Source organism: Bifidobacterium sp. CP2 (genome assembly GCF_018555635.1).
GTDB lineage: Bacteria > Actinomycetota > Actinomycetes > Actinomycetales > Bifidobacteriaceae > Bifidobacterium > Bifidobacterium saguinibicoloris.
Map to the genome: position 1 here is coordinate 136,194 of NZ_JAFEJX010000005.1, position 23,323 is coordinate 159,516.

The window sequence follows — 23,323 nt, forward strand, 5'->3', positions numbered from 1 at the left end:
TCATATCGGCCGCGGCGAACGAGGTCGGGAATCGGTCAAAAACGGTCGGAACCGGGTCGAAACCGCCAAAACCCCTCGAACCGGCTCATATGGTGTGTTCCCGTCAAGTCAATGTTCAAAATGAAAGGAGCGCGTCATGCTGTCACAAGATGCGTTGCGCGTGATTGCCGCCGCCGGTGTGTTGTCGGTGGTGTTGGGTTTGGGGGCGTGTTCGATGCCGGGTTCCGGGAATGCCGGCTCGTCGGATGGGGGTTCCTCCTCGTCTTCGTCGTCTTCCGGATCGTCGTCGTATGAGGCGGAGTTGAAGCAGGCGTTGCAGTCGGCGTCGAGTGATTTCGAGCGCGGGGTGTTGGAGCGTGCGGTCAAGGCGGGCAGGATCAGCGAGTCGGATTACCGCGAGGCGAACGAGAAGTACCAGGAGTGCATGGCCGCCAAGGGCGATGACGTGGAGTTCGACACGGACCAGTCCACCGGGTTGATGCAGGAGCACATGAACACGGACGATAATTACGATTCGGCCAAGGCGAACGAGGACAGCATGGCGTGCGCGAAGGGCACGAACCTGCAGATCCGCGACCTGTACGAGCGGATGGTGCAGAACCCGTCGAACGCGGACGAGATCGAACTGGTCGTGGGTTGTCTGAAACGACGCAAGCTGGTGCCTGATTCGTTCACGAAGCAGGATTACCTGACCGAGATGGGCAAGCCCGAGGGGTCGTCGAAGCTGGACACGTCGTCGGACGCGTTCTCCCAGTGCCTGGCGAACCCGGGCAAGTAGAGAGGAGGGATGTTGCTCGTGTTTCGATCGGGAAAGAACAGCGCCCGCACGCGTCGGCGGGTGAACGGCGCGGGGTTCGTGGCGGCGTGCATGGCCGCGTGTCTGGCGGCGGGCATGGGCCTGGCCGTGGGGTTGGAGCGGACGGTGACGCCGCCGTCCCTGTCGGCTTCCACGGATGCGGGGAGTCTCAGGTTGGGGTCGGAGGAGTTCGACGACGCGCGTTCCCTGAACGTGGACGTGACGGCGTCGCCGGCCAGCGGGGTCGCGTTCCCGGTGTCGGGCAGGGTCACGTTCGCGTCGTGTCCCGCGGACGGGGTGGTGCGTTCGGGCTCGCACGAGTACGACGTGGACGGCACGCCTCTGGTGAGCCTGCACACGGACACGCCCCTGTATCGTGATCTGGCGTACGGGGACAAGGGCGACGACGTGACGGCGTTGCAGGACGAGCTGGCCGCGCTCGGCTACGGCGGCTCCCGGTCGGGCGTGTTCGACTGGGCCACGTGGGACGCGTGGCGGCGCCTGTACGCGGCGAACGCCGGCACGGCTACGGCGACGGCCAAAGTCCAGCAGGGCGCGTTCTCCCGCGCGTTGGCGGTGTGGATGCCCGCGCAGGCGATGAGCGTGTCGTGCGCGGCGTCGCTGGGTTCGACTGTGACCGGCGATTCGACGGATTCGCCCGCGTTCCGCAGCCTGGCCGGGGTCGCGTCGGTCAAGGCCGCGTCCCTGCCGGACGGCCGCATCCAGGGCGATCGCGTGGTCGAGATCAACGGCAGGGACTATCCCATCGGCGACGACGGCATCGTGTCGGACACGGCCGCGTTGCAGGCGATGGCGGGATGGTCCACGTACACGGGCGCGCGCAAGGACGGCGAGGACACTACGAGCGTGACCGTGACCTACAAGCTCAAAAAGCCGATCGGCGTGTACTCGGTGCCCGCGTCCGCCCTCACCGGGCTCAAGGGCAGCGACGGATGCGTGGTGGCGACCGACGGCACGAGCGTCAAGGCGCACGTGGCCGGCAGCTCGTTGGGCCGCACGCTGGTCACGATCGACGGCAAGGCTCCCGCGCGCATCAAGGCCGATCCGGGACAGGCGGCGTGCGATGCGCGTTGACCTCGACCACGTCGGCCACCGGTACGCCGACGGTCCGCTCCTGTTCCACGATCTGACCGCGAGCCTCGTGCCCGGGCACGTGTACGCGTTGACCGGGCCGAGCGGCGCGGGCAAGTCCACGCTGCTCGGCATCATCGCCGGCTGGACCACGCCCGCCGAAGGCCAAGTGACCCGACAGGGCATCGACTCGATGCGCTGGATCTTCCAGAACCCGCACGGCGTGGCCCAACGCACCGCGATCGACCACGTCAGCCTGCCCCTGCTCGCCAAGGGGCTCCCGCGCCGCAAGGCCGAGGAACAGGCGCGCACGCTCATGGACCGGTTCAACCTGACCCGGGTTGCCGACCGCAGGTTCGCGGAACTGTCCGGCGGCGAGGCCCAGCGCCTCATGCTCGCCCGCGCGTTCGCGGCCCAACCCTCGCTCATGCTCGTGGACGAGCCCACCGCCCAGCTCGACATGCACACCGCGGCCACGGTCAGCGAATCACTCTCCCGCATCGCCCGCAACGACACGATCGTCGTGGTCTCCACCCACGACCCGAACACGCGCGACGCGTGCACCGACATCATCGACCTGAAGAACTACCAATGAACCACACCACGATGAAAGCAACCTCCGTCATCTCCGAGGCATGGCGCTCCATCACCAGCGGCGCCACCCGCCTCGCCCCGGCCGTTCTCGCCCTGGCCCTGACCGCCGCCGGCATGGGCGTCATGGACATCGCCGCCGGCTCGGCCATCCTTAATCAGGCAAGCGCATACCGGCAATCCGGGGCCGACATCCTCGTGCTCAACGCGCCCGACGGCATCGACGCGGCATCCTGCGAACGTCTCACCAGCCTCACAGGCGTCCAGGCCGCAGGCGCGATCCGCACGACGGACCCGCTCACCCTCGCGGCCCTGCCCGACACCACCACGCCCCTCTACCAGATCACCCCGGGACTGGCCAGACTCCTCGACACGAAACAGGACACGAACACGACCGGGCTGATCGCCTCCCAACAAGTCGCCGAAACGCTCGGCACCTCCGCCGGCGGCACGATCGGCCTCGCCGACGGGCGCACCGCGCACGTCAAGGGCGTCTACCAATACCCCGACGACGGACGCACCCCCGGATACGCGTACGCGCTCATGGAGGAAACACCCGCCACCGGCACGTTCGACGCCTGCTGGGCCAAGACCTGGCCGCAAACCAGCCAGACCCGCAACGCCCTCTGGTCCACCCTCACCCCGAACGCGAAAACCACCGGCGATGACACACCCACCCTCGGCCAGCTCAACACCACCAAAGGCGACGGCTTCGACGGACAAACCCTCTACCGGCAACGCTCCACACGCATCCTGCCCGCCTGCGGCGCGCTCATCGCCCTCGCCATCGGATACCTCCTCATACGCGGACGCCGGCTCGAAATCGCCTCCGCACTGCACTGCGGCGTCCCCAAACCCGCACTCGCCACGCAAATCATCATCGAAACCGGCATCACCATCCTGCTCGCCACCGCCATCAGCCTGCCCATCGACATGACCGCCGCCAGACTCCTCATCGACACCACCGACCGAACCGCCATCACCCTCAACGCCATACAAACCACCATCACCACCAACACCGCCTACCTACTCGCCACCACCATCACCGCCCTCCACATCAAAGAACGACACCTTTTCACCTACTTCAAAGAACGCTGACAAGTTAGGGTTCCGGAACCTCCCCCAGTGAACTCGTCCCGCCACGCCGATTTTTGGATTGTCTGGCGGAGATGTGTATCTTAGTGCTGTTGCCCCTTTAGCTCAACGGTTAGAGCAGCATCCTTTTAAGTTGTGGGTTGTGGGTTCGAATCCCACAGGGGGCACAGCTTAGTCCTTGGAATCTCAACGATTCCAAGGACTTTCTGTTTGCTGGGCTGTACCCCTTTACTGATTTCGGTGATTCTGCTCATCGAGAACACCGTTCGTGTATTCAAGATGAGATATTGCTTCCTCTTTCAGGAGTTTATCGCTTGATATGATCTCGTTCTTCTCTCTTAGCAATTCCCAGGGGAAGATACTGTATCTATGATCCGGTTCCGTATATTCCGGCAACTTGGGCCTTTCGAACTCAGACAATCCGAAGTCCCGTGTGTTTGTTTTTTCGACCTCCGCAGAAATCAAGGTTGCATAATTCCAGAAGACCTGATCGGATTCCCAGCGTGAATATGCGGTAGATACCTGAAATATCAGCGTGCCCGTCACACAGACATATGCTAAAGCAATAATTGATGCTATCCGAATAATTCCTCTGCGATTCATGTCTATCGCACCTTCCCTAGTTTTACCTTTTCGACCGCGACAGTGTTGTAGAGCGCGCTACAACATGTCACCTTACCGCCCCGAATGCCACATCTACGGCTGCGTCAGCTCGAACGGTGCTGAATCTGTTGCTTCGCGGCACTTTCTCACGATCAAGGTCGATGATTTAAATAAATTTTCCCCGGAATTGCAACGATTCTTGACCAGAATGGTCTCTGATGAAGTCCATCAATTAAATAAATGGATCGTTGATTCTTCAACCCGTGACTCGCTTACTCTCCATCATTGCGGTAGTAGAACGGTAAGTAGCGGGCCGTTCTACGGGAGCCGGCGGTGGCGGGGTCTTGGAAGATGAGTCCCTGTTCCACGGTTGTGGCGATCAGTTGAGAGATCAGCGCCGATTTGCCTTGCGGCAATCCGAAACGGGTCCGCAACGACGCATTGGTCAAGTACTCGTTTTTAGCGGCCTGTAGACAGCAGTGCAGATAGGCGGCGTTGATCCGCTCCTTCATGCCCATGTCATTGAATCGGCTTTTCTTTAATGAGACGGTGGTGCTGCGGCTCTTGACGATGAACTCCGGGGCGTCGGTCTGCTGCCCTTCAATGTTTTCCAAGGCTCGGTCGATGCCGCTGCCGCGTTTCTCGCAGATGTGCATCATGCGTAATGCTTCGGCAAGACTTTCGTTGCGTTCGTAAACCTCGTCCACGAACCTGTTCACCGGGATTTCGGGAAGGCCGGGGTTGGAGACGGTGATGCGATGATCACTGACTGTCACGTCGATGCCGCCATGTTCGTCGAAGTCCTGATGTACGCAGGCGTTCGCGACAATCTCACGTATCGCCACCTCGGGGAAATCCCGATGCTCATTGCGTAACCCTTCCTCAAAGGTCTCGCTAGTCGGTAGCAGGGCATTGATCTGTTCGATCACGTCGGAGAACACGAGAGCATACCCTTTGTCGTAAATTCGGTCAAACGACATGTCTGTGATTGACGAGCCACGCAGACGCATCACCCTGATGGTGTGATACTCCACATCAGGAAAGTCACGAAGGGAACGGGCTAGCGTGACTGCGCCGAGACGACGGATATAGAACAATCTTGAATCGAAGGCTGCACGTTCCACGAAATGCAGACGTAGAAAGTCTCGGATCTGGCTTTCTTCATTCGGCAGCCTGGTTCCGGTCAGCTCGTAATAGCGTTCCACCGCAAGTAGTGAAGCCACTTCGCTCCACGTTCTTGCCCCGGGCTCGTTCTCGTCCAGAAAGCTCGGAGCGGCCTCGTTGAGCAGCTCGCGCAACCGTTCAGGGCTCATGAATTCGAGAGATTCGCCGTTTCTCATCCAGTACTGTCCGTCAAAGGAAGTCGGATGGCCGACAATGGAACGCGGAATATGCAGAATCAGCACGCGCAAACCATTAGCATCGACCGTCTCGAATGTGCAACGGATACCGAGCCGGTTGTAAATGTCACGTTCCGTCTTGGCAGTATCGGGAAACGCCTGTGTTCCCACGATCTCCTTGCCGTCAGTGACGCCGAACACCATCTCGCCGCCGCCCTCGCAGCTTAACGCGCAGCAGTACTTCATAAGCTTGTCGGAATCGAACTGCTTCGACGCTGTCTTGAACTCAAGACGACGAGATTCGCTGCCGGAAAGGAACTGACGAAGCCCATCAATGCCGGAAACAGTCATCGGAGTCTACCGCCTTAAATAAAGAAACCTTGGAAAATCAACGTTTTCTCAACGAGGAACGCTCTTGACAGTCTACCAGCTTAAATAAAACTCTCGGTCCTACTACGGAATCGGACAATGGGCAACCTCCTACTGTCATAATCTGGAAATGAGCAAGCCGTCGGCATATCGGGGATATGCCGACGGTCTGGATTGATTGGCTTGCGTTGGCGTAGGGTCGGGAATAACCACTTGCGTTGGCATAGAACGTGACGGTTGGTGCCGGGTTGGGACGCGGGGTTACGTTCGCGTTTGCATGTGATCCCGTGCCTGCTGTCAGAGGCTGCCGTCCCGGTTGGGTAGGCGATCTGTTTGCTGGCCGGGAACGTTCCACGAGGGCGCCGGCTGCGGCGTGGACGGCTGGTACTGCGGCTGCGTCGGTGCCGTCGCCTGTTGCTGCGTGGACTGCTGTTGTGCGGACTGCCGTTCGCGTTCCTCTTGCTCGCGTTGTTCCCGCTGCCGTTCCTCTTCCGCAGCTTTCGTCTGCTGCACGTCGACCGTCGCGGCGAGGTCGGCGATCTGGCGTGCGGCTGCGATGGCATCGGCCAGGTTTTCCTCGGTGATGGTCTTGTCGCGCCATGTGTCGGCAAGCCGGTCGAGTCGTGCATGTTCGTCGGATTCCGGTGCTGCGCGCAGCTTGTCGGCTCGGCCGATCGCTTCGCCGAGGGTCTTGGACGTCTGACTGGTCGTGTCGTCTAGCGCTGTAGCGTATGAGGTTTCCAGTTGTTTGGTGAATGCTTCCATGCGTTCGATGTCCTGATCGTCCATAGCCTGTTCGAGCTGGCTGGGGTTGATCTGATCGGCGATGGGACTGCGCTTGACGCGTTCGAGCAGCGCCTTCGCGATCGTCATTGCATCCTGCAGGCGTTCCGCTTGTTTGCGATCCTCTTCCGCCTGCACTGGCTGTTGAATGGTCGGCTCGGCATGATTCGTCGCGGTGATGACGCGAACTCCCGCGATTACGCCGCCGACCAGTAGCAGGACGGCCAATCCTGCTACCGCCGGTTTGACGGTGTTTCCCGAGAATCGTGACATGAATCGACCGCCGTCGGCATCGGCATGACCGTCATCGTCTTCGTCATTGTTGCGGTCGTTGCGTTCGGTCGGTCCGAGGTTCAGAGGCATGGCATCGTCTGCATTATGGGTGATGTTGGCCGTGGAGCCTTCGCATCGTCGCGGCGGAGCATCCAAACTGAGAACTTGGGTCGCGCTTGGATCGTCGTCGGCGATGGCGGGGAAGCTGGACGGGCCGAGGTTGAACAGTTCACCGGTCATGATCTTGTTCCTTTCCGTGACGTGCGGCCGGCTACATGGCGTCGGTGTCGGGAACGTAGGCGCGTTCCCTGTCGTGGCTGATGATCTTGCTGGCCTTGTAGCCGTCGCGGTCGAAGTCCGCGTAGTAGACCTCCCAGATCACGCCGGACTCGGTCTCGACCACGCATGCGGCCGCGTCGTCGTTGATGGCGACCTTCACGTAGCCGTTGCCAAGCGAGCCGGCGTCGTCGTGGCGTATGCGTTCGACCGGTATCTGCAGGCCTTCCGCATCCTCGGTGAACAGGTCGCTCAGGTTCCGGCCGCGGTCGTCCCGGTCGGAAACGTACGCCTGCACGGCGAGCGGCGCCATCAGCACGCACGCTTCGTCCGTACGATAGACGTCGATCCTCCGCCCGTTGACCGTCGTATCCGATTTCGGTTCGACCGTCCGGTTTTGATCGTCGCGCACGATGATCGGGACGACCGCATGCCGTGCGGGCATGAGCGTGCGCAGACATGCCGCGCCGAGCAGGATAATGGGAATGAGCGCGACCGTGACGATGATGATCAGATTGCGTTTGGGGTCTCGATTGTTCATGGATGCTCCTTTGCGTGATGTGGTCCGGTCAGTGGATGAAGTCGATGTTCGCCCGGTTGTCCGCGAGCTGTTGCGAGGTGAGCGTGCGCAGGGTGACGCGGGCCGCTGCGGCTCCGCTTTCGGAGATGATGATGTCGCCGTCTTCGTTGACCTCCTCGACGATGGCGACGTGCCCGTAGTAATCGTCCGCGCCGAGCGTGCCCGCTTGGAAGACCATGACGTCTCCGGGGCGGGGAGCCTTGTCGATCGGATAGCCGAATCGTTCGGCACTGGCGCGCCACATGCGCCCGTCGCCCATCCACGGGTCGACGGGCTTGCCGATCTGCTCTCGTCGGGACGCGGCCCACCATGTGCACTGCCAGCGCTCGTACGAGGTGATTGCGGGCAGGTCCATCGCGTCCACGTTCACGGCCGTATCGTCACCGTTCATGACCAATGGCGGTTCCAGCGAGCCGATCACGCTGCCGGTGACGAAACAGTCGCCGCCGGTGCAGCCCTGCTGCGTGGCGTTGAAGCCGGGCAGCCATGACAGGAGCGCCATGAGCGTCGCGAGCACCATGATCGCGGCCGTCGCCAATAGGAACACCGGCATGCCGACTGTGCCCGTCACGGCCGAAACGACGGATGCCATGATTCTGCGCGAGCCTTCGACGGCCGCCCGCATGAGATTGGACAAGCCGTCCGCCGCCTTCGCCACTCCCTTGGCGGTATTTCTGGTGCCACGCGTCGCGGAACCCGTGGAGCCGGGCGTGAATCTGGACAATGGCGACGCGAAACGTATGCCTCCGGCCGTTCCGTTCGCCGTGTTCCCTGCACGGCGTATCCCGCCTGTTCCGGATTGCGCAAGCCGGCGCGCGACACCGTGGGTGCTGCCGGCCGGCGTGCTCAGCGTGGCAGTGGGGCTCGAAGCCGTGCCGGATGGCGACGTGACGGGCGTATGACGAGCCGGACCGTTCACGATCTGTCCACCGTTTGCCGGTTCCGCGAAGACGTCCACGGTCGGCTTGGCATCGGCAATATCGTCCAATGGCTCCTCCACGGTCATCGGTCGCCGGCTGTGTCGCCCGCCGCGCATGCCGGCGTTTGGCACCAGACGGGCGGCGGAACGCAGCTCTTGCCCGACGTCAAGGATCGCGTCGCCCAGGCCGGTGTCGTCTTCCCCATGCTCGTCCGTTGTCCCTGTCGCGGTTTGCATGGTGCTGCGGCCGAGTGCGGCGGCGTCGCCGGCGAGTCTGACCGTGGTCGAGCGCAGTCGGCTCGTCAGTCCTTCGCCTTCGCGGATGCGGCCGGTGTATGAGGTGAGCTTGTCGGCGGTGCCGGTCTGCCGCGAATCGATGAGTTCGGTCATCAGGTCTCCCCGAATTTCGTGGTGAACAGCCGGTAGAGCGTGGAATCGGTCGGGATGCGCCCGTCGAACGGGATGAATGCCTCGCCGGCTTTAAGCAGTCCCTCGCCGGGGCGTGCGCCGTCCAACCGTTCCTTCAGTTCGGGCGACAGATGCCACATGTCGGCCAGTTTCGCCGCGTCGGTGGGCGTCTGGTTCATGAGCAGCAGGAACGCGGAGTTGGCGAGCATGAACCGCGCTTCCTTGCTGGCGAGCAGTTCCTCGATGTTCTGGGTGATGCCGGTCATGCCGAGCCCCCATTTGCGGGCTCGTTTGAACATGTCCAGGAACTGTTCGGACGCGTACCTGTTGGAGAACATGCGGTGGAACTCGTCCACGTAGATCCAGGTGCGTCTGTTCGCCTTTCGGTTGCGGGCGACCCGGTTCCACAGATGGTCGAGCACGACCATCATCCCGAACGTTTTCAATTCGCCTTCCAGCGCGGCCACGTCGAACACGGTGAACCGGTTGGACGTGTCCACGGTGGTCTGCCCGGCGAACCCGGACAGGCTGCCGAGCGTGTACGATTCGAGGCTCAACGCCAGTCCCCGCGCCTCCGGCTCGTTGCTGGCCGCGAGCCTTCGGTGCAGGTCGGCCAGGGTGGGTTGCGGCAGGGCGGGATTGTTGCGGTATTCGCGGTACAGCCCCAGCGCGCACCGGTCCACGATGGAGCGTTCCGCGGCGTCCAAGCCGTCGGAGCCGCCGATGAGCGCACCGATCATGGAGATGACCGCGTTCGCCTTCGTGCGGATAGGGTCGCCGTCCAGCGTGGCGTCGAGCGTGATGTCCATCGGGTTGATGCGATCGGTTGAACCGGCGCTGACGATCACCCTCGCGCCGTGCAGCGCGTCGCACAAGGGCGCGTATTCGTGTTCGGGGTCGACGATAATCAGATCGTCGTCGGGACGGGACAGGAACAAGGCTGTCATTTCGGCCTTCGCGGCCTGCGATTTGCCGCTTCCGGTGGTGCCGAGCACGAACCCATTCGCGTTGATCGTGGTACGGGTGCGGTCGACCATGAGCGCATTGCCGCTGCGCGCGTTGACCCCGTAGAACACGCCGTGCTCGTCCATGATCTCCTGATTCGTGAAAGGCATCATGATCGCGGCGCCGCTCGTGGTCAGCGTGCGTCGCATCGGCAGCGGGTTCACGCCCAACGGCAGGCTTGCGTTCAACCCGTCGAACTGCATGCAGGCGAGGGTTTCGGCCGTGCAGGAAAGCTTGCGGCAGGCGGCGAGCACGTCCTTGACCCGCTGGTCGAGCAGCGGGCGCGTGGGAGCCGAGACCGTGACCGCCGCCAGCGCCTCCACGAGCCGTTCGTTCGACCGGCGCATCTCGTCCCGAAGATTATGCGCCTCCTCCAACGAGTCGCGCAGGTCGGCGGGCAGTTCGTCGGCGGGAATGTGCCGGCGCATGTTCCTGCGGCGCTCCTCCAGGCGTTGCATGTCCATTTCGGCGATCTTGCGGTCCACCAGTTCCGCGCCGACGCTGCGATCGTACGGCGCAAGATGAATCGACACCGTGCCCTCGGTCTTCAAACCGGTCAATTCGGCGATCAGCCGGTCGGACATGATCGGCGGAAAGTCGCGTATCCACAACGTCGAACGCAGCGTATCGCCCGCGGCGTTCGACAGTCGCAATACGCGCGCGTCCGTCGCGTCCACGCACCACGGCGTGACGAAGTCCTTCGACGTGGCGCGGCCGGATTCGACCAGCTTGTCGTCGTAGCGGAACGGTTCGCCCGGACGCAGCAGCAGGGCCAGCAGGCGCAGTCGTTCGCCTCGGCCGAGCGGCGTGATCTTGCATCCGTCCAACGTGGAAAGCTGGCTTTCGGATGATTTGACGAGCCGGTTCAGCGTGGCCTGCGCGCGTTCCGGGTCCTCTTCCGTGATCGTGATCGTCAGGTATTTGTCGGTGACCGCGTTGCGGGAGCGTTCGCCGAGCTTGGCGAGCATGATCCGGTTCGATTCCGCGCGCAGCGCGTCGAACGGGCCGCCGTCCAATCGCATGCCGACCATCGACATCACGTCATGGGCGTCGAGCGTGCGCGTCACGCAGGTGACCTGCAGCCGGGTGGAGCCGTCGAACGTGTTCAGGAACTCCGCCCACGCGTTGATGAGCTGCGCCTGCCGTTCGCGCGTGGCCGTCTCGTAGTTGATGTCGGACATGCGCACGGTCACGCTCCACCGGTCGTCGCCCAGATACGCGATCCCGTTGGAGAGCATCGCCTCGTAGCCGATCAGCTCCTTCGCCGTGCGATACCCTCGCTCCCGCCGCCGGCGCATCCTGCGCCCTTGCCTGCCTGCCGGTTTGCGTCGTGCCATGATCATCCGTCCTTTCGTTCGCTGATGGCCTTCCTGCCCCGTTTCCGTTCCCGTCGGCGAGACCGGGCGGGCCCGTCGATGAAATACCGTTGCTGCCCGAACCGGCATGCGATCACGTATCCGAACCAGACCTCCGGTTTCAGCCCCTTCGGCCGCAGCCAACCCCATGCGGCCAACGGCAGGTTCACGAGGAACACCACGTACTGGCCGACGTCGGGGAGCCCGAACAGGCGCCAGAACACGAGCCACACGCCCGCCGACAGGCAGCCCATCATCGCGGCCGCGGCGAGCTGCCGCCAGCTCATGCCCCACATGACCCGTGCCTCGGTGGCCGTGATCTCCTTGTAGATCCTGATCTCCAACGCCATCGCCGCCGCCTTTCCTTGTCGCTCGCGTCTATTCGCCGAACACGGCCTTGGCGGTGGCCGAGGACACCATGACCAGACAACCGAGCATGATCGCCCCCAACAGCAGCGTGCCGAAGTTCGCGATGATGTACTGCCACAGGTCGCCGCCGTCCACATACCCGTCAAGCCGCAGCGCCTCGCCGACGAACGTGCGGTACAGGATCACGCCGACCGTCAGGGTGATCGCCTGGAACGAGACCTGCCCGTAGCGTTTCAGATAGCCGACGCCCATCATGCGCGTATGCTCCGAGGCCATGAACACGATCGGCAGCGACGCGAAACAGGTCAGCATGTAGATCTGCATGAACCGCATGTACACGACCGCCAGCAGCACCACGCCGGCGATCTGCGAGACGATGAACGGGATCAGCACCAACACCATGAGCCCGCTCTGGCCGATCAGACCCGCATCCTCGATCGCGGATCGCATCTGATCGCCCAACAGTTGCGTCTCGCTGCCGGGCGCGGCCGCGAGCACGCCCGACGCGGCGGACACGATCTGCGAGACGACCGCGTCGATGCCCTGCAGGATCAACGCCGCATGGGATGCGAACAGGAGCACGAGCGCGCATTTGAGCAGCACGCCGCCGATGATCTTCACGCCCAGTTCGCGGTCGCCGTCCGCGCGGGTCGACGCGCGGGCCAGTTCCAACGTGAACACGATGCTGGCGATGGTGGCGGACACCGGTTTGACCGCGCTCGTATGCACTGATCCCGCCATGTTGTACAGGCCCGCGTTGAACTCGGCCGGCCCCAATGCGAGCCGGTCGAGTATGCTGCCGTCGATGCCACCGCCGATCGCGTTGAGCATGTTCACGCACGGTTCCACCAAATCCGCCATGACCGGTTCACCTTCTTCGTTTGACTGTCCGATGCGAATCGAACGCCCGTTTGCCGACGGGGCGTTCAGAAGCTGAGGTTGGCGAACAGTGCGGCCGCGGCGATGATGACCGCGCCGCCGACCAGCTGCCATATGCCGGATTGGGTTTGCGGGCCGGAATGGTCCTTCAACCCTCCGGCCAGGGTGATCGCACCCCATACGCTCCAGATGCCGCCGCCCAGCAGCGCGGCCTTCTGCAGCAGTTCGAGAATCGTGGTGATCGTGTCCATGACGGCTCCTTTGCGGTGATGGGACTCAACGGTGAGTGGACGGCCGCCCGGTGTTGTCGAAAGCCGGACGGCCTTGGCGATGGGATGCCGCCGGTCTGATGGTCGGCGGCATCCCCGTAGGAACCGTTGCGGCCATGCGAATAATGCGCGGCCGCAACGGAAGTCAGAGGTCGGAAACCGGGTTCCTGCGATGTGTGTGGGCGATGCGGAGCATGGCGAAACCGGTCAGCAGGATGAGCATGCCGATCGTGATGATGCCGGTCAGATCGACGCCGGTGTGCGGCAGCATGCGTTTCATGTAGGCGCTCCAGTCGTCCGGTTCGCTCGTGATCGGCGTGTCCGTGCACACCGTGCCGGGTTCGACCGGCTGTGCGGGCTGGTCGTCGAACGGGTCGTCGTCCTTCGGCACGCATTCGATGACCGGCGCGGCCTGTACGGTCGCGCGATCGGTGTGCAGGTCGGTGACGCCGGTCAATGTGCCGGTCACGTCCACGGATTCGCCCGGCTGCAATACGAGCGTCGCCCAATCATCCGGGTATTTCAGGTCGGTGACTGTGCCGTCGCCGGCGATTGTTTCGTCGGACAGTTCGAGATTGGTCAGGGGCACGTCGCCGGTGTTCGTGATGCGGAACACGATCGTCGTGCCGTCGCCCGTGATCTCCAGCGCGTCCTTCGTGTCGTCGCGGTCGCCCGCCTCCAATCCGGACGCTTCGTCGAACTTTTCCACGCTGACGGACGGGGAGCGTTCAGGAGTGCGCGTGGTCACCGTGTTCGACGGGCGTTCCCCACTGTTCAGCGTCTCCGTGAACGTGTTGGAGAACTCGCCGGCCTTCACCCGTCGGAACTGCACGTACGCGCGCCATGCCTGCGCGTGCGTACCGTCGGCCGACACCAGGTCGAGATAGCGCTGCGTGGCCGCGACCGTGAACGAGCCGTCGCGCATGTCCAACGAGAACAGGTCGCCGCCGAACCTTGCGGAATCGAAGCCGCTGCCCGCGATGCGCGAGCCCTTCGCCGCGATCACACTGCCGGCCGCGTCGTGCAGGTCCTCGGCCGCGTACACGGCCCACTGGCCGGCGTATTCGTCGCCCGACTCGTCGTAATCGTCGTCGATGCGCCACTGCGTCACCTGCGGGTAGGCGCGGTTCGCGGGCAGCAGGGAGGAGTCCAGCCGGTAGAGGAACAGCTGATCCTTGTAGAGGCTCATGCCGTCCGCGCTGTCCGCACCGACGTCGACCGTCACGTCCTTGAACGGGTCGAGTTTCGCGAGCACGTTCGTGACCGTGTTCGACACCGCGCGGCGCTTGTTCGTGACCTGCACGGCCGTGTTCTCGACCGAACCGCCGTCCGCCGCCGCGATGACCGTCATCGGCAGCACCAGCTGGTACGTCTTGCCGAGCAGCGACTGGTCGATGCCCGCGTCACGTTCCGCGGACAGTTCACGGCGCGCATATTCGGCCAGATCGGCGGGCTGCGGGTCGCCCGGCAGCACCGTCCCGTCGGCAAGCGTGGTGTCCACGGTCTTGAAGAACGCGTAGACGACGCCATCGGCGACCTGCACGTTCACCCGGTCGGTCACGTCCGCGCCCTGCTCGTCAAGCACGTGGATGCCGGCCTCGTCCACGTCCAGCACGGTTTCGTCGTAGTCGTCGATCACGCCCAGCCGGCGCACCGGATACGCCGGGTCGGCCAAACCTGCCGCGTCGATCGTGATCCGGTAGTACAGGCGGTCGCCGACCAGTACGGTCTTGCCGTCGATGTCCACCGACGCGTCCGCCTGCGTGTCCTGCTTGACCGGCTGCGGGTCGACCGGCAGGTTCGTCACCTCGTTCGACTCCAATCCGGAATTGTTCAACGTCACCCAGCCGCGGTTCGCGATCACCGTGTCCGTGGCAGCGTCCTCGGACACGGTCGCGTCGAACTCCAGCCGATACCGGTGACCCGTGTACGGGTCCCAATTTTCGTCCAGCCAGTCGCGCCGGAACGCGACCGACAGTTTGTGCCCGGCGTCGTCCCACTCCACGTCGTACGCTTCGGCCGGCACCGTCACACCGTCACGCGCGTCGATGACCGTCAGGCTCTCCTTGACCGGCGTCGTGCGCACGTCGTACTCGTCCACGAACTCCAGCGTGTGCAGCGTGTAGTCGGATGCGGCCCCCACCTGCAATTCCAGCTCATAGGTGACCGTCTGGCCGGGCAGTACGCTGCGCCCGTCGATGCTCGACCCGTCGCCGCCCTCCGTTTCGCTCGCGGTCACGTCCTTGTCGAACTCCGGGCGCACGATGCACAGGCGAGGCTCGTTCGTCTCCCAATACTCGTGATCGGCCCAGAACACGCCGCCGCGGTTGACCAGCTCGTGTTTGCCGTCGCTGCACGTATTGTCGAGCGACCCGCTGCGCGTGCGCATCGCGTCGATGTCCCGCTGCAGATCCTCGCGCACGTCGAACCTCACGTCGAACGGCACCAGCATCGAGAACTGCAACGACTTGCGCCGTTCCCTCAGGTCCAGCGACGCCAGATACTCGGCCGTCGCCTTCGCCGTGACCGTCATGCCTTCCGAGACGATGTCGAAACGGTCGGTCACGTCCTCGCCGGTCACGTTGATGCCGTCCAGCGAGGGAGCGTCGTATTCGTCCATTTCGGCCACGTACACGCGCACTTCGGACACGTCCCGCACGTCGAGATACCGGTCCACCAGCGTCCAATCGTCCACCAGCTCCAACCGGGTGGGCTCATCCCACCACGGCACCGTGAAATTCACCGCCGCCGCGACCACGTCGCCGTCAAGGAACGACATGCCGTCCGCGCCGACGTGATTATCCCTCTCGGGATCGGAAACCATCCGCCAGACGCCGTCGTCGCCCATGCGCACCCACGCCTTGTTCGGCAGATACCAGCCCAGCGACGCCGTATCCGCCGTATTGCCACGCCCGCCGACTACGCCGCCGCTTCCGGTGCCGGCTGTGCCGTCCGGCGACCCCAACGCCAGCATCGGCGACACCAGCAGGCACACCGCCGCGGCGATGGCCGCCGTGATACTGCTTTTCCTGCCCAACACGCCCATATGAAACACTCCCTTTCACGAGGAGCCAGACCCCCGGCCGACGGCCGCCGCCGCGAGAAAAAGGGAGAGAGAAACCCGCGACGGCGAACGACGAACCGGAAAGCCCGTGCGGATCATTTGACCAGAGCCCACCATTGGCGCCCCACCGCACGCCAGACAGTATCCGGCCCCGCATCCGCCGCCCGTGGTCCCGGACGGATATTGGAGTGCCGTATACCGTGAGAAAACACGAAAGCCCCCGTCGCGCGATTCCGTGGGGTTGCGCGACGGGGGCGGTCGTGGAGCGTTTATTTGAGCAGACGTCCCTTGCGATGGGTCATGACGGCGATGATCGCGCCGCCGGCGGCGAGCAGGCCGCCGATGACGAGGAACAGGACGATGCCGCCGCTACCGGTCAGGGGCAGATTCGTGATCGCGGTGACGTTGCGTACGAACAGCAGGCCGTTCTTCTCGATCTGCACGAGCGAATCGGCCAGTGAAGGCACGCGCTCGAACACGACCAGCGCCGCTTTGCCGGGATCTGCGGTGATCGTGACCTTGAACCGCACGTCGAGGTCACGGTAGCCGTCCGGCACTCCGGTTTCGCGCACCCAGTACGTGCCGGCGGCCAGACCGTCGAACCTCACGAGGCCGTTGCGGTCGGACGTGGCGGTCACGTCCTCGTCGGGACGGTCGGCGCGACGGTACTTGGCGTCGTCCGCGAACGTGTCCGCCGTGTAGAGCGTGAACGTCGCGCCGGCAAGCGGCGTCTTGCCGTCCTCGCCGATCTTGTCGAACTGGAAGCCGTGCGTGTACACGGTGGTGTCCGGAGGCGTGAGCTCTCCGGTCTGGTTGGTTTTCGGATCGTTCGAGTACGTGAGCGCGACCGTGTTCGTGTTGCCGTCGCCGTCGATCGTCGCATGCTCGGTGAGCGTGGCCGAATAGTCGACGCGCAGCAAACCGCCCGCCATGCCGTCACGGCCATTCGCGTAAACCCATGCGCTCAGATCGAGATCGATCGTGGTTGCCGTGCCGCCGTCGGACTCACTTGCCTGCAACGTGTAATCGTTGCCGTCGAGCGAACTCCATGACCGGCCGTCCTTGCTGGCCGTGACGGTCAGGTCGTTGTTGAACCGCTGGCCTTTCGACAGGACGTCCGCCAGGCGGAACACGTACGGGTTGGCCGCATCATTCGCGTATTTCGTGGTATCGGGGATGAGGGTTTCAATACGATAGTCCACGATGTCTCCCACATTGCGGTCGTCCGTCAGTGTCGCGTCGTCGCCGTCGATGATGCTCTTGCCGATCGTGACGCGCTGGTTCTTGATCTCGGCTGTGCCGTCGGCGTTGCCGATCGGTGGTTTCGCGGCGGTGATCGCCGTACCGACCAGTATCGGCGCCGAACGCGTGGTGCCGGTCAACGCCGTGTTCGCATCCTCCAATAGGTACAGGCCGGGCTGTAATCCGGCGAACACGACCGAGGAAATCGTGCCGTCGTCGGCCGGCGTCGTCGTGCCGGACATGACCGGCGCATCCGTGACGGAAACGGTGGCCGCCATGCGATCGGCGAACAGCCGCCAAACCGGGGAATCCTTCACATCGCCCTGTCGCGCCAACCATATGATCGGATCCTCGCCGCCGGAACCCGTGTCCGCCGCACCGTCGCCCCGTGTAGTCTCGCCAGCCGTTCCGCCGTCGGCATCGCCTGTGCCGGCCGGGTATTCGCTGTCGCCGACTTTCGGCAGCGAGGCGATCACATCGCCGCGCACCGTGTCCTCGGTGCGCACGGTCACCGCGGAACCCTGGATCGTGAATCCGGCGAGCTTGACCACCTTGAAGTCCGCGCCGTTCAACGACGAACCCGGGCCGGCGTTCAGCGTGATCGAATCGCCCAATACGGGCGTCGTCTCACCGGTCTCATCGGCATGAGCGATGCCGCCGGCCGACACTGTGGCCAGCAACAGCACGGCCGTCATCGTCGCGCGCAGCAGCCGGCCGATCCTGTGGGAAGAGAACATGATCGGAATCCTTCACTATCCGCATCCCCTGAACCAAGGCACGAACCGCGTCGACGGGGAAGAGAAAGGAAGAGAACCCGACGGCGCGGCCATACCATGAGAGGGAAGGTGCGGAACGTTTACCCGAACCACCTTTGGCCCGACCGCACGTCCCTCATCCTGCCGCCGCCCGTCACGGCATCGTGGTCCCACGCTGATAATCGTCACCGTCCGACGCCGTCTATCGGCCGGTAGTTTCGTAGCATTTCTTTATGTTTGTATTTCTTTGTTTATAGTTGCATCGCTCCCATGTTGAAATCCACTCAGTCGGATATGATGAGATTTACCAATACCCACCCGAGGCTGCGGATTGCCGCTCTGACATGTGGTGGGTCTTTTTGTCTGCGGTATCGGAAGGGAGTGTGGCGATGGCGTCTATCACCGTGCATCCGGCCACGCTCCGGTGGGCCGTCAGTCAGAGTGGTGCTGATCCCGCGGCTGTGGCGCATAAGGATGGTCTTGCTGAGTTTCCGCAGTGGTTGAACGAGACGGGTCCGTTGAGCCTGTCTTTTACCAAGTTGTCCGCGATCGGTTCCGCGTTGCAGGTGCCGTTCGGCGCGCTGGTACGTTCCGTGGTTCCCGAGTCCCATGAGGATGAGCTGATCCGGTATCGCACAATCGACAATCGCGGGGTCGAAGCGAGCCGGAATCTTCAGGATACGATCGCGGTCATGCGCAACCGTCAGGATTGGGCGCGTGACGAGATGATCGCGCAGGGCTTCGGGGAGAATCTGCTGGTCGGCAGTGTGCCGTCCCATGTGACCGCGGGTGAACTTGCCGCGCGTATTCGCGAGGGATTGTCCTTGGACGTTGGCTGGTGCCGGCATAAGAGCAGTGCCGATCGGTTCCGTTTCCTGCGTGGCAAGGCTTCCGACGCTGGTCTGATGGTGATGGTCGACTCCCGGGTGGGAACGTCCAATGCGCGCCGTTTGGACGTGCGCGAGTTTCGCGCGTTCGTGCTGTTGGATGACGTGGCGCCTCTGATTTTCGTCAATCGCAATGATTCCTATGCGGCGATGCTGTTCTCCCTCCTGCATGAGATCGGTCACGTGCTGCTCGGTTCCAACGAGGTGTACAACGACTCCTCCGTGGATGGCGGCAATGGTGTCGAACGCAAGATCAACCAGGCCGTCGTTCTGACGGTCGTGGATGACGAGCAGGAATTCCGCGCGTATTGGAAGAAGATGGTTGCGGATGGTGCTCGCGTGCAGGACATTGCGGATGGTTGCGCGAAAAGGTACGGTCTGAGCGCTTTGGCATTGACGATTCACGCCCATAAGCTTGGCTTGGCCAGTGACGAGGACGTTCGTCTGGTCCGCGCCCTGAGCGAACGGCGTGTGACGGATACGGAGGCCGCCGGTTCCGGCGGCAATCAGAACCTGACGAACGCTTCCCATCTGGACACGAGGTTCGTGCGCATGATCCGGGACGGTGTCGACCGGGGAAGCCTGCCCTATTCCGATGGTCTGTCCCTGCTGGGCGTCAGGTCCATGCACGCCTATGACGGCCTGCTCAAGGCGAAAGGCTTGGATCAGTGAGCGATCTGTTTTTGCTGGACTCGAACATTTTCATCGAGTCCTACCGCACTCATCACCCGTTTTCCTACAAGGAGTTTCATCCATTCTGGCGGTGGTTGGAACGTATGGCGCACAACGGCAAGATACAGCTGCTTGACACCGTGTTCAAGGAGATCACCCAGAAGGACAGCGACGGCAACCGTGACGAGCTGGCCGAATGGGCGTTCAACCTGTTCTCAGACAAACAGCTTTCGCATAAGACCGATGAAATCGGTGTGGCCTATGCGCAGGTTCAGGATTACCTGGCCACCTGCGGACTCTACCGGCCAGCCTCGTACCGTCAATGGGAGCCGGAAACCAAAGCCGACCCGTGGCTGATCGCCGCTGCAATGGTCGAGGACGCGATCGTCGTCACCAACGAGCAGGCCGTGCATCCCATGCCCAGCAGCCCGTTGAAAAAAGAACCCAAGATTCCCGACGTGGCCGACGCGATGGGCGTACGCACCATGAACCTACGCGAGTTCTACGACGCCAGCGGAGAACTCGTTTCATCGCCATACCCCATCCAGCCAACACTCTGATCCTGCATCGGCCATGAAGACATCGCGATGCAGTGCGGTGCCGGATACCTTCCGTCGTGTGATTGCGCATCCGGCACCTTAGATCACTCGTGCCGGTCGAGGTATTCGGCGAGGGCTTGGGCGACGAGGTCCTGCATGCGGATGCCCTTGATGCCGGCGGCCGCTTTGATGCGGTTGCGCAGCGAGGTGCGGATCTTGATGCTGGTGACCATGTAGGGGTCGTTGGCCGGTTCCTCGCGGTAGATATCGTCGACCGACGTGATCTCGCGTTCGGCGGGCAGATAGCTCAGGTTCCCTTTCATCGTCCGACCGCCCGTCTCAGCTCGTGCAGGACGAGACCGTATTCCCAGAGTTTGGCCGGGCGGTGGCCGAAGCTGGTCTTGATCTCCTGCCGTTTGGGCACTATCGTGTCGAATCGTGGCGTGTCCTGTGTTTCGAGCGCGTGCATGGCCTGCCGGAACGCGACCGTATTCGTTTCGACCCTGTTGAGCAGTACGGCGGCGGGCGTGCGTCCGGCCGCGTTGACGGTCGCCCATGCCTGCTGCAGGTCGACGGGCGATTCGGTGGTGGGCACGATCACGAAGTCGGCCATGTCGAGCGCGGTTTTGAGGCCCGCGTGCGTGGGCGGCGCGTCGATGACGAGCCATTCCCCCGGCGTGGCGCGGATTGCGGCGAGTTCGTCAACGGAAGCGGCCCGCACGTTGAACGGCAGCGTTTCGTTGCTGAGGTTGGCGATTCTGTCCCACAGGGTCGCGGAGTACTGCGGGTCGGCGTCCAAGAGCGTGACATGCTGCCCGTCGCGGACGAGCGCGTGGCACAGGTATTGCGCGATGGTGGTCTTGCCGACCCCGCCTTTGGCGTTGGCGATGGCGATTCTCATAGTGGTCTCCCTTTGTGTATGTTTTTGTGTTTTTCTTTGTTTCTTTATTTCTTTGCGGATGTGTCCGGTAGTGCATGATCGTCGGGCGTATCCGGGGGATCGCGTTCGCCGGGTTCAAGCCGGGTGAGCCTGCGTGGTCGGCCGAGTGGTTCGCCGTTGCCGGTTTTGCGGGCGCGCTCGTTGCGTCGCCGGTTGCGGACGATGCTGTGGATTTCGGGGTGGGCGTCGAGCCAGTCGAGTAGCAGCCGGTACGGTTTGGCGATGTCCGTCGCCTTGCGTTCGGGTAGAACGTCGTGGACGATGACGACGCGCATCGCGTACTGTCGTTCCTTGTAGGTCATGCCGCCGAGGATGCCGTGCGTGACCGGGCGCAGCAGGCTGCGGGCCAGGCACGGCATGAGCATCGGGCATTGCGCGCACAGGCGTTTGGCTGCGCCGCGCAGCATCTGGTCGGGGCGCGAGTCGCCGGCGGCGTCGAGTTCCATCCAGATCATGTCGTACAAGTCGAGCTGCGCCTGTGCGCACAGGCCGCCGGGCGGCAGCATCGACGTGTGTATCCACTCGTCGCCGCCCGGATCGCGTGCCGGTCTGCCGTCCGGCTTGCCAGTGGGACGGAACCCATCCATCATGCACTCCGTTCCATGCTTGGCATCCTGTCGAACGAGGCCGGCTGCTCTTCCTTCCGCCGCAGGTGTTCCTTCCAGCGTTTCGTCTGCTCGTCGGCTTCGATTCGCGCCCGCTTGACGGCTTCCGTGGTGCGCGCGTTGCCGTGCAGCGCCAGGTTGCGTTCGTCGTACGCGCATACCGGGCATTTGTCCCGGCGAATGGAGCCGTTGAGGTGGTTCTGCGCGAATGCGATGCGGCTGTTCGATCTGCCGTGCTGGAACGACGAGTAGCCGAACACCGGGCACTGTGTGACGGTTTCGCATGAGACCAGCACCGCCGCATGCGGGTCTTTCTCTTCCTTGTCTTTCGCGGACATGATCCCTGATTTGACGTGTTTGGCTCTGAGTCGTCGCTGCTCGATCTCGCCGCGCCGTTCCTGCCATAGGCGTTCCCAGCGTCGGGCGAACTCGGACATGCTCAGCATTTTCGGACGCCAGAACGGATTCTTGGCGGCCCACAGCACCAGCTCCAGAATCTCCATCTGGCTGTGTTCCGCGAGCAGTCCCGCTGCGGCGCGCTGGTCGCGCGCCCGTGGCGGTTTGGCCGTCACCTGTTCGCCGGCAAGCAGTTCGGCGAATCGTTTCAGCAGCGCGTCGCAATCGGACGCGGAGACGTTGTCCCCGACGACTGCGTCGTCCGACCGACGGTTTTCGCCGGTAAAGCCGAAACCTTGGTTCGGTTCGACGTCGAGGTCCGGCGCGTTGGACGATTGGCTGATGGTGGGCGTGTTGTTCTCGGCTGAGTCTCCCCGTGGGGAGATGTCCCCTTTAGGGGACAGAGGGGTAATAGGTTCATGGGATGGTTTGGGTGACTGCACGGTCACCGGGCTGGTGACTCGTAGTGCGTCGGGCGTCCTGCTGCCGTCCGGTGCTTTTCCTGCACCCGGTGACTGTGATGCACCGGGTGTCTCGCATGCGCCGGCGTCGGTATCCTGTGTGGTGTCGTCCGTTTCCTCCGCTTGGTTCTCGTCCTTGCGTGGCGTGCGCGGCTTGCGGTCCGTCGGCGCGGGCAGCGTCTCGTCGCGGTCCATGCAGATCTCCCATACGGTCGGTCGCTTGTACTCGGGCAGGTACTGGATCACTTCAGTGGCTTCCGACTTGCGGATGAAGCCGTTCTCCTCCAGCCAGCGCAGCTTGCGCTGCACCGACCGTTCGCACATGCACGAGTTCCTGGCCATCTTCTTGATGCCGGGGAAGGAGTTGCGCCCGTGCTCGTCGGCGTTGTCGGCGAGGTTGATGAGCACGAGCTGGGCGTACGGGTCCTCGATCAGCCGCTTGAGCGTGAACACGCGGCTCAATGCCTGGATGCTCATCGGCGCTCACCTCCCGCGGGATGCGCGGCCACGGCACGCCGCAACCGGTCAGCGCGGCTGACCGATTCGTCGAGATACGGTGAAACCGTGATATAAGACTTTCCCTCAAAACCTTGGTTTTCCGGGCTTTCGCACACGATGACGGTCACGCGCGCGGGTATACAATCCTGCTTGTAAGACATAAGAATCCAATCTCTGTCTGCACCGCGAAAGCCGAACCTTTCTCTTAACAAATGCTGGCTCTCGCGATTCTTGTGATTGGAATCCGGGAGACGGTTTTGCC

The 23,323-nt window shown here is 63.2% G+C and carries 22 protein-coding genes and 1 tRNA gene; 7 read left to right on the forward strand and 16 right to left on the reverse strand.

All coding sequences use genetic code 11. The annotated features are described in order from the left end of the window. The first annotated feature begins 136 nt into the window (after positions 1-136). From JS531_RS05460 to JS531_RS05480, 5 genes are all read left to right on the forward strand, one after another. Entirely contained in the window at positions 137-778 is a 642-nt protein-coding gene (locus JS531_RS05460; RefSeq protein ID WP_240542056.1) for a hypothetical protein, read from the forward strand. 90 nt (positions 779-868) lie between these two features. Further along, positions 869-1,891 carry a peptidoglycan-binding domain-containing protein gene (locus JS531_RS05465; RefSeq protein WP_240542057.1) on the forward strand — a complete coding sequence of 341 codons (1,023 nt, stop codon included), beginning with the start codon at positions 869-871 and terminating at the stop codon, positions 1,889-1,891. Further along, positions 1,881-2,483, forward strand: coding sequence for an ATP-binding cassette domain-containing protein (locus tag JS531_RS05470; protein ID WP_214313771.1), 603 nt, complete (start codon positions 1,881-1,883; stop codon positions 2,481-2,483). The genes JS531_RS05465 and JS531_RS05470 overlap by 11 nt, the downstream gene beginning before the upstream one ends. 11 nt (positions 2,484-2,494) lie before the next feature. After that, positions 2,495-3,577, forward strand: coding sequence for a hypothetical protein (locus JS531_RS05475; protein WP_240542070.1), 1,083 nt, complete (start codon positions 2,495-2,497; stop codon positions 3,575-3,577). 91 nt (positions 3,578-3,668) lie between these two features. Continuing rightward, positions 3,669-3,741, forward strand: a tRNA-Lys gene (locus JS531_RS05480). A gap of 61 nt (positions 3,742-3,802) precedes the next feature. Here the strand turns inward: JS531_RS05480 and JS531_RS05485 are convergent. The 11 genes from JS531_RS05485 to JS531_RS05535 all read right to left on the reverse strand — a co-directional run bounded on the left by JS531_RS05485 (position 3,803) and on the right by JS531_RS05535 (position 18,045). Then, positions 3,803-4,177 carry a hypothetical protein gene (locus JS531_RS05485; protein ID WP_214313775.1) on the reverse strand — a complete coding sequence of 125 codons (375 nt, stop codon included), beginning with the start codon at positions 4,175-4,177 and terminating at the stop codon, positions 3,803-3,805. 272 nt (positions 4,178-4,449) lie between these two features. Next, complete coding sequence (locus tag JS531_RS05490; protein WP_214313777.1) at positions 4,450-5,868, reverse strand: RNA-binding domain-containing protein; 1,419 nt, start codon at positions 5,866-5,868, stop codon at positions 4,450-4,452. A gap of 315 nt (positions 5,869-6,183) precedes the next feature. Next, complete coding sequence (locus JS531_RS05495) at positions 6,184-7,182, reverse strand: hypothetical protein (protein ID WP_214313779.1); 999 nt, start codon at positions 7,180-7,182, stop codon at positions 6,184-6,186. A gap of 31 nt (positions 7,183-7,213) precedes the next feature. Then, complete coding sequence (locus JS531_RS05500; RefSeq protein ID WP_214313781.1) at positions 7,214-7,759, reverse strand: hypothetical protein; 546 nt, start codon at positions 7,757-7,759, stop codon at positions 7,214-7,216. 28 nt (positions 7,760-7,787) lie between these two features. After that, positions 7,788-9,107, reverse strand: a complete 1,320-nt coding sequence (locus tag JS531_RS05505) for a CHAP domain-containing protein (RefSeq protein WP_214313783.1) — start codon at positions 9,105-9,107, stop codon at positions 7,788-7,790. Continuing rightward, entirely contained in the window at positions 9,107-11,467 is a 2,361-nt protein-coding gene (locus JS531_RS05510; RefSeq protein ID WP_214313791.1) for a DUF87 domain-containing protein, read from the reverse strand. The genes JS531_RS05505 and JS531_RS05510 overlap by 1 nt, the downstream gene beginning before the upstream one ends. A 2-nt stretch (positions 11,468-11,469) precedes the next feature. Then, positions 11,470-11,835, reverse strand: coding sequence for a PrgI family protein (locus JS531_RS05515; RefSeq protein ID WP_214313793.1), 366 nt, complete (start codon positions 11,833-11,835; stop codon positions 11,470-11,472). A gap of 28 nt (positions 11,836-11,863) precedes the next feature. Next, positions 11,864-12,715, reverse strand: coding sequence for a hypothetical protein (locus tag JS531_RS05520; protein ID WP_214313795.1), 852 nt, complete (start codon positions 12,713-12,715; stop codon positions 11,864-11,866). Between the two features lie 65 nt (positions 12,716-12,780). Next, positions 12,781-12,984 carry a hypothetical protein gene (locus JS531_RS05525; protein ID WP_033494380.1) on the reverse strand — a complete coding sequence of 68 codons (204 nt, stop codon included), beginning with the start codon at positions 12,982-12,984 and terminating at the stop codon, positions 12,781-12,783. A gap of 163 nt (positions 12,985-13,147) precedes the next feature. Continuing rightward, entirely contained in the window at positions 13,148-16,048 is a 2,901-nt protein-coding gene (locus tag JS531_RS05530; RefSeq protein ID WP_214313797.1) for an LPXTG cell wall anchor domain-containing protein, read from the reverse strand. Positions 16,049-16,335: 287 nt separating this feature from the next. Further along, on the reverse strand, positions 16,336-18,045 hold the full coding sequence (locus JS531_RS05535) for a SpaH/EbpB family LPXTG-anchored major pilin (RefSeq protein ID WP_214313804.1): 1,710 nt from the start codon (positions 18,043-18,045) through the stop codon (positions 16,336-16,338). Between the two features lie 407 nt (positions 18,046-18,452). Here JS531_RS05535 and JS531_RS05540 point away from each other — a divergent pair, with 407 nt between their 5' ends. Together JS531_RS05540 and JS531_RS05545 are read left to right on the forward strand one after the other, a co-directional pair. Then, positions 18,453-19,622: an ImmA/IrrE family metallo-endopeptidase gene (locus JS531_RS05540; protein WP_214313806.1), complete on the forward strand. Its 1,170-nt coding sequence runs from the start codon at positions 18,453-18,455 to the stop codon at positions 19,620-19,622. Then, complete coding sequence (locus JS531_RS05545) at positions 19,619-20,182, forward strand: DUF4411 family protein (protein WP_214313808.1); 564 nt, start codon at positions 19,619-19,621, stop codon at positions 20,180-20,182. Before JS531_RS05540 ends, JS531_RS05545 begins: the two co-directional genes overlap by 4 nt. A gap of 83 nt (positions 20,183-20,265) precedes the next feature. Here JS531_RS05545 and JS531_RS05550 read toward each other — a convergent pair whose 3' ends face one another. From JS531_RS05550 to JS531_RS05570, 5 genes are read right to left on the reverse strand one after another with little or no spacing between them, the layout of a single operon-like run. Then, positions 20,266-20,484, reverse strand: a complete 219-nt coding sequence (locus tag JS531_RS05550) for a hypothetical protein (protein ID WP_033494383.1) — start codon at positions 20,482-20,484, stop codon at positions 20,266-20,268. Further along, positions 20,481-21,062 (reverse strand): ParA family protein, encoded by a 582-nt coding sequence (locus tag JS531_RS05555; RefSeq protein ID WP_140463231.1) that lies wholly within the window; start codon positions 21,060-21,062, stop codon positions 20,481-20,483. Before JS531_RS05555 ends, JS531_RS05550 begins: the two co-directional genes overlap by 4 nt. A 44-nt stretch (positions 21,063-21,106) precedes the next feature. Beyond that, positions 21,107-21,691 carry a WhiB family transcriptional regulator gene (locus JS531_RS05560; RefSeq protein WP_181161754.1) on the reverse strand — a complete coding sequence of 195 codons (585 nt, stop codon included), beginning with the start codon at positions 21,689-21,691 and terminating at the stop codon, positions 21,107-21,109. Beyond that, positions 21,688-23,040 carry a helix-turn-helix domain-containing protein gene (locus JS531_RS05565; protein WP_181161755.1) on the reverse strand — a complete coding sequence of 451 codons (1,353 nt, stop codon included), beginning with the start codon at positions 23,038-23,040 and terminating at the stop codon, positions 21,688-21,690. Before JS531_RS05565 ends, JS531_RS05560 begins: the two co-directional genes overlap by 4 nt. Beyond that, on the reverse strand, positions 23,037-23,222 hold the full coding sequence (locus JS531_RS05570; RefSeq protein WP_140558968.1) for a hypothetical protein: 186 nt from the start codon (positions 23,220-23,222) through the stop codon (positions 23,037-23,039). Before JS531_RS05570 ends, JS531_RS05565 begins: the two co-directional genes overlap by 4 nt. Positions 23,223-23,323: the final 101 nt, after the last annotated feature.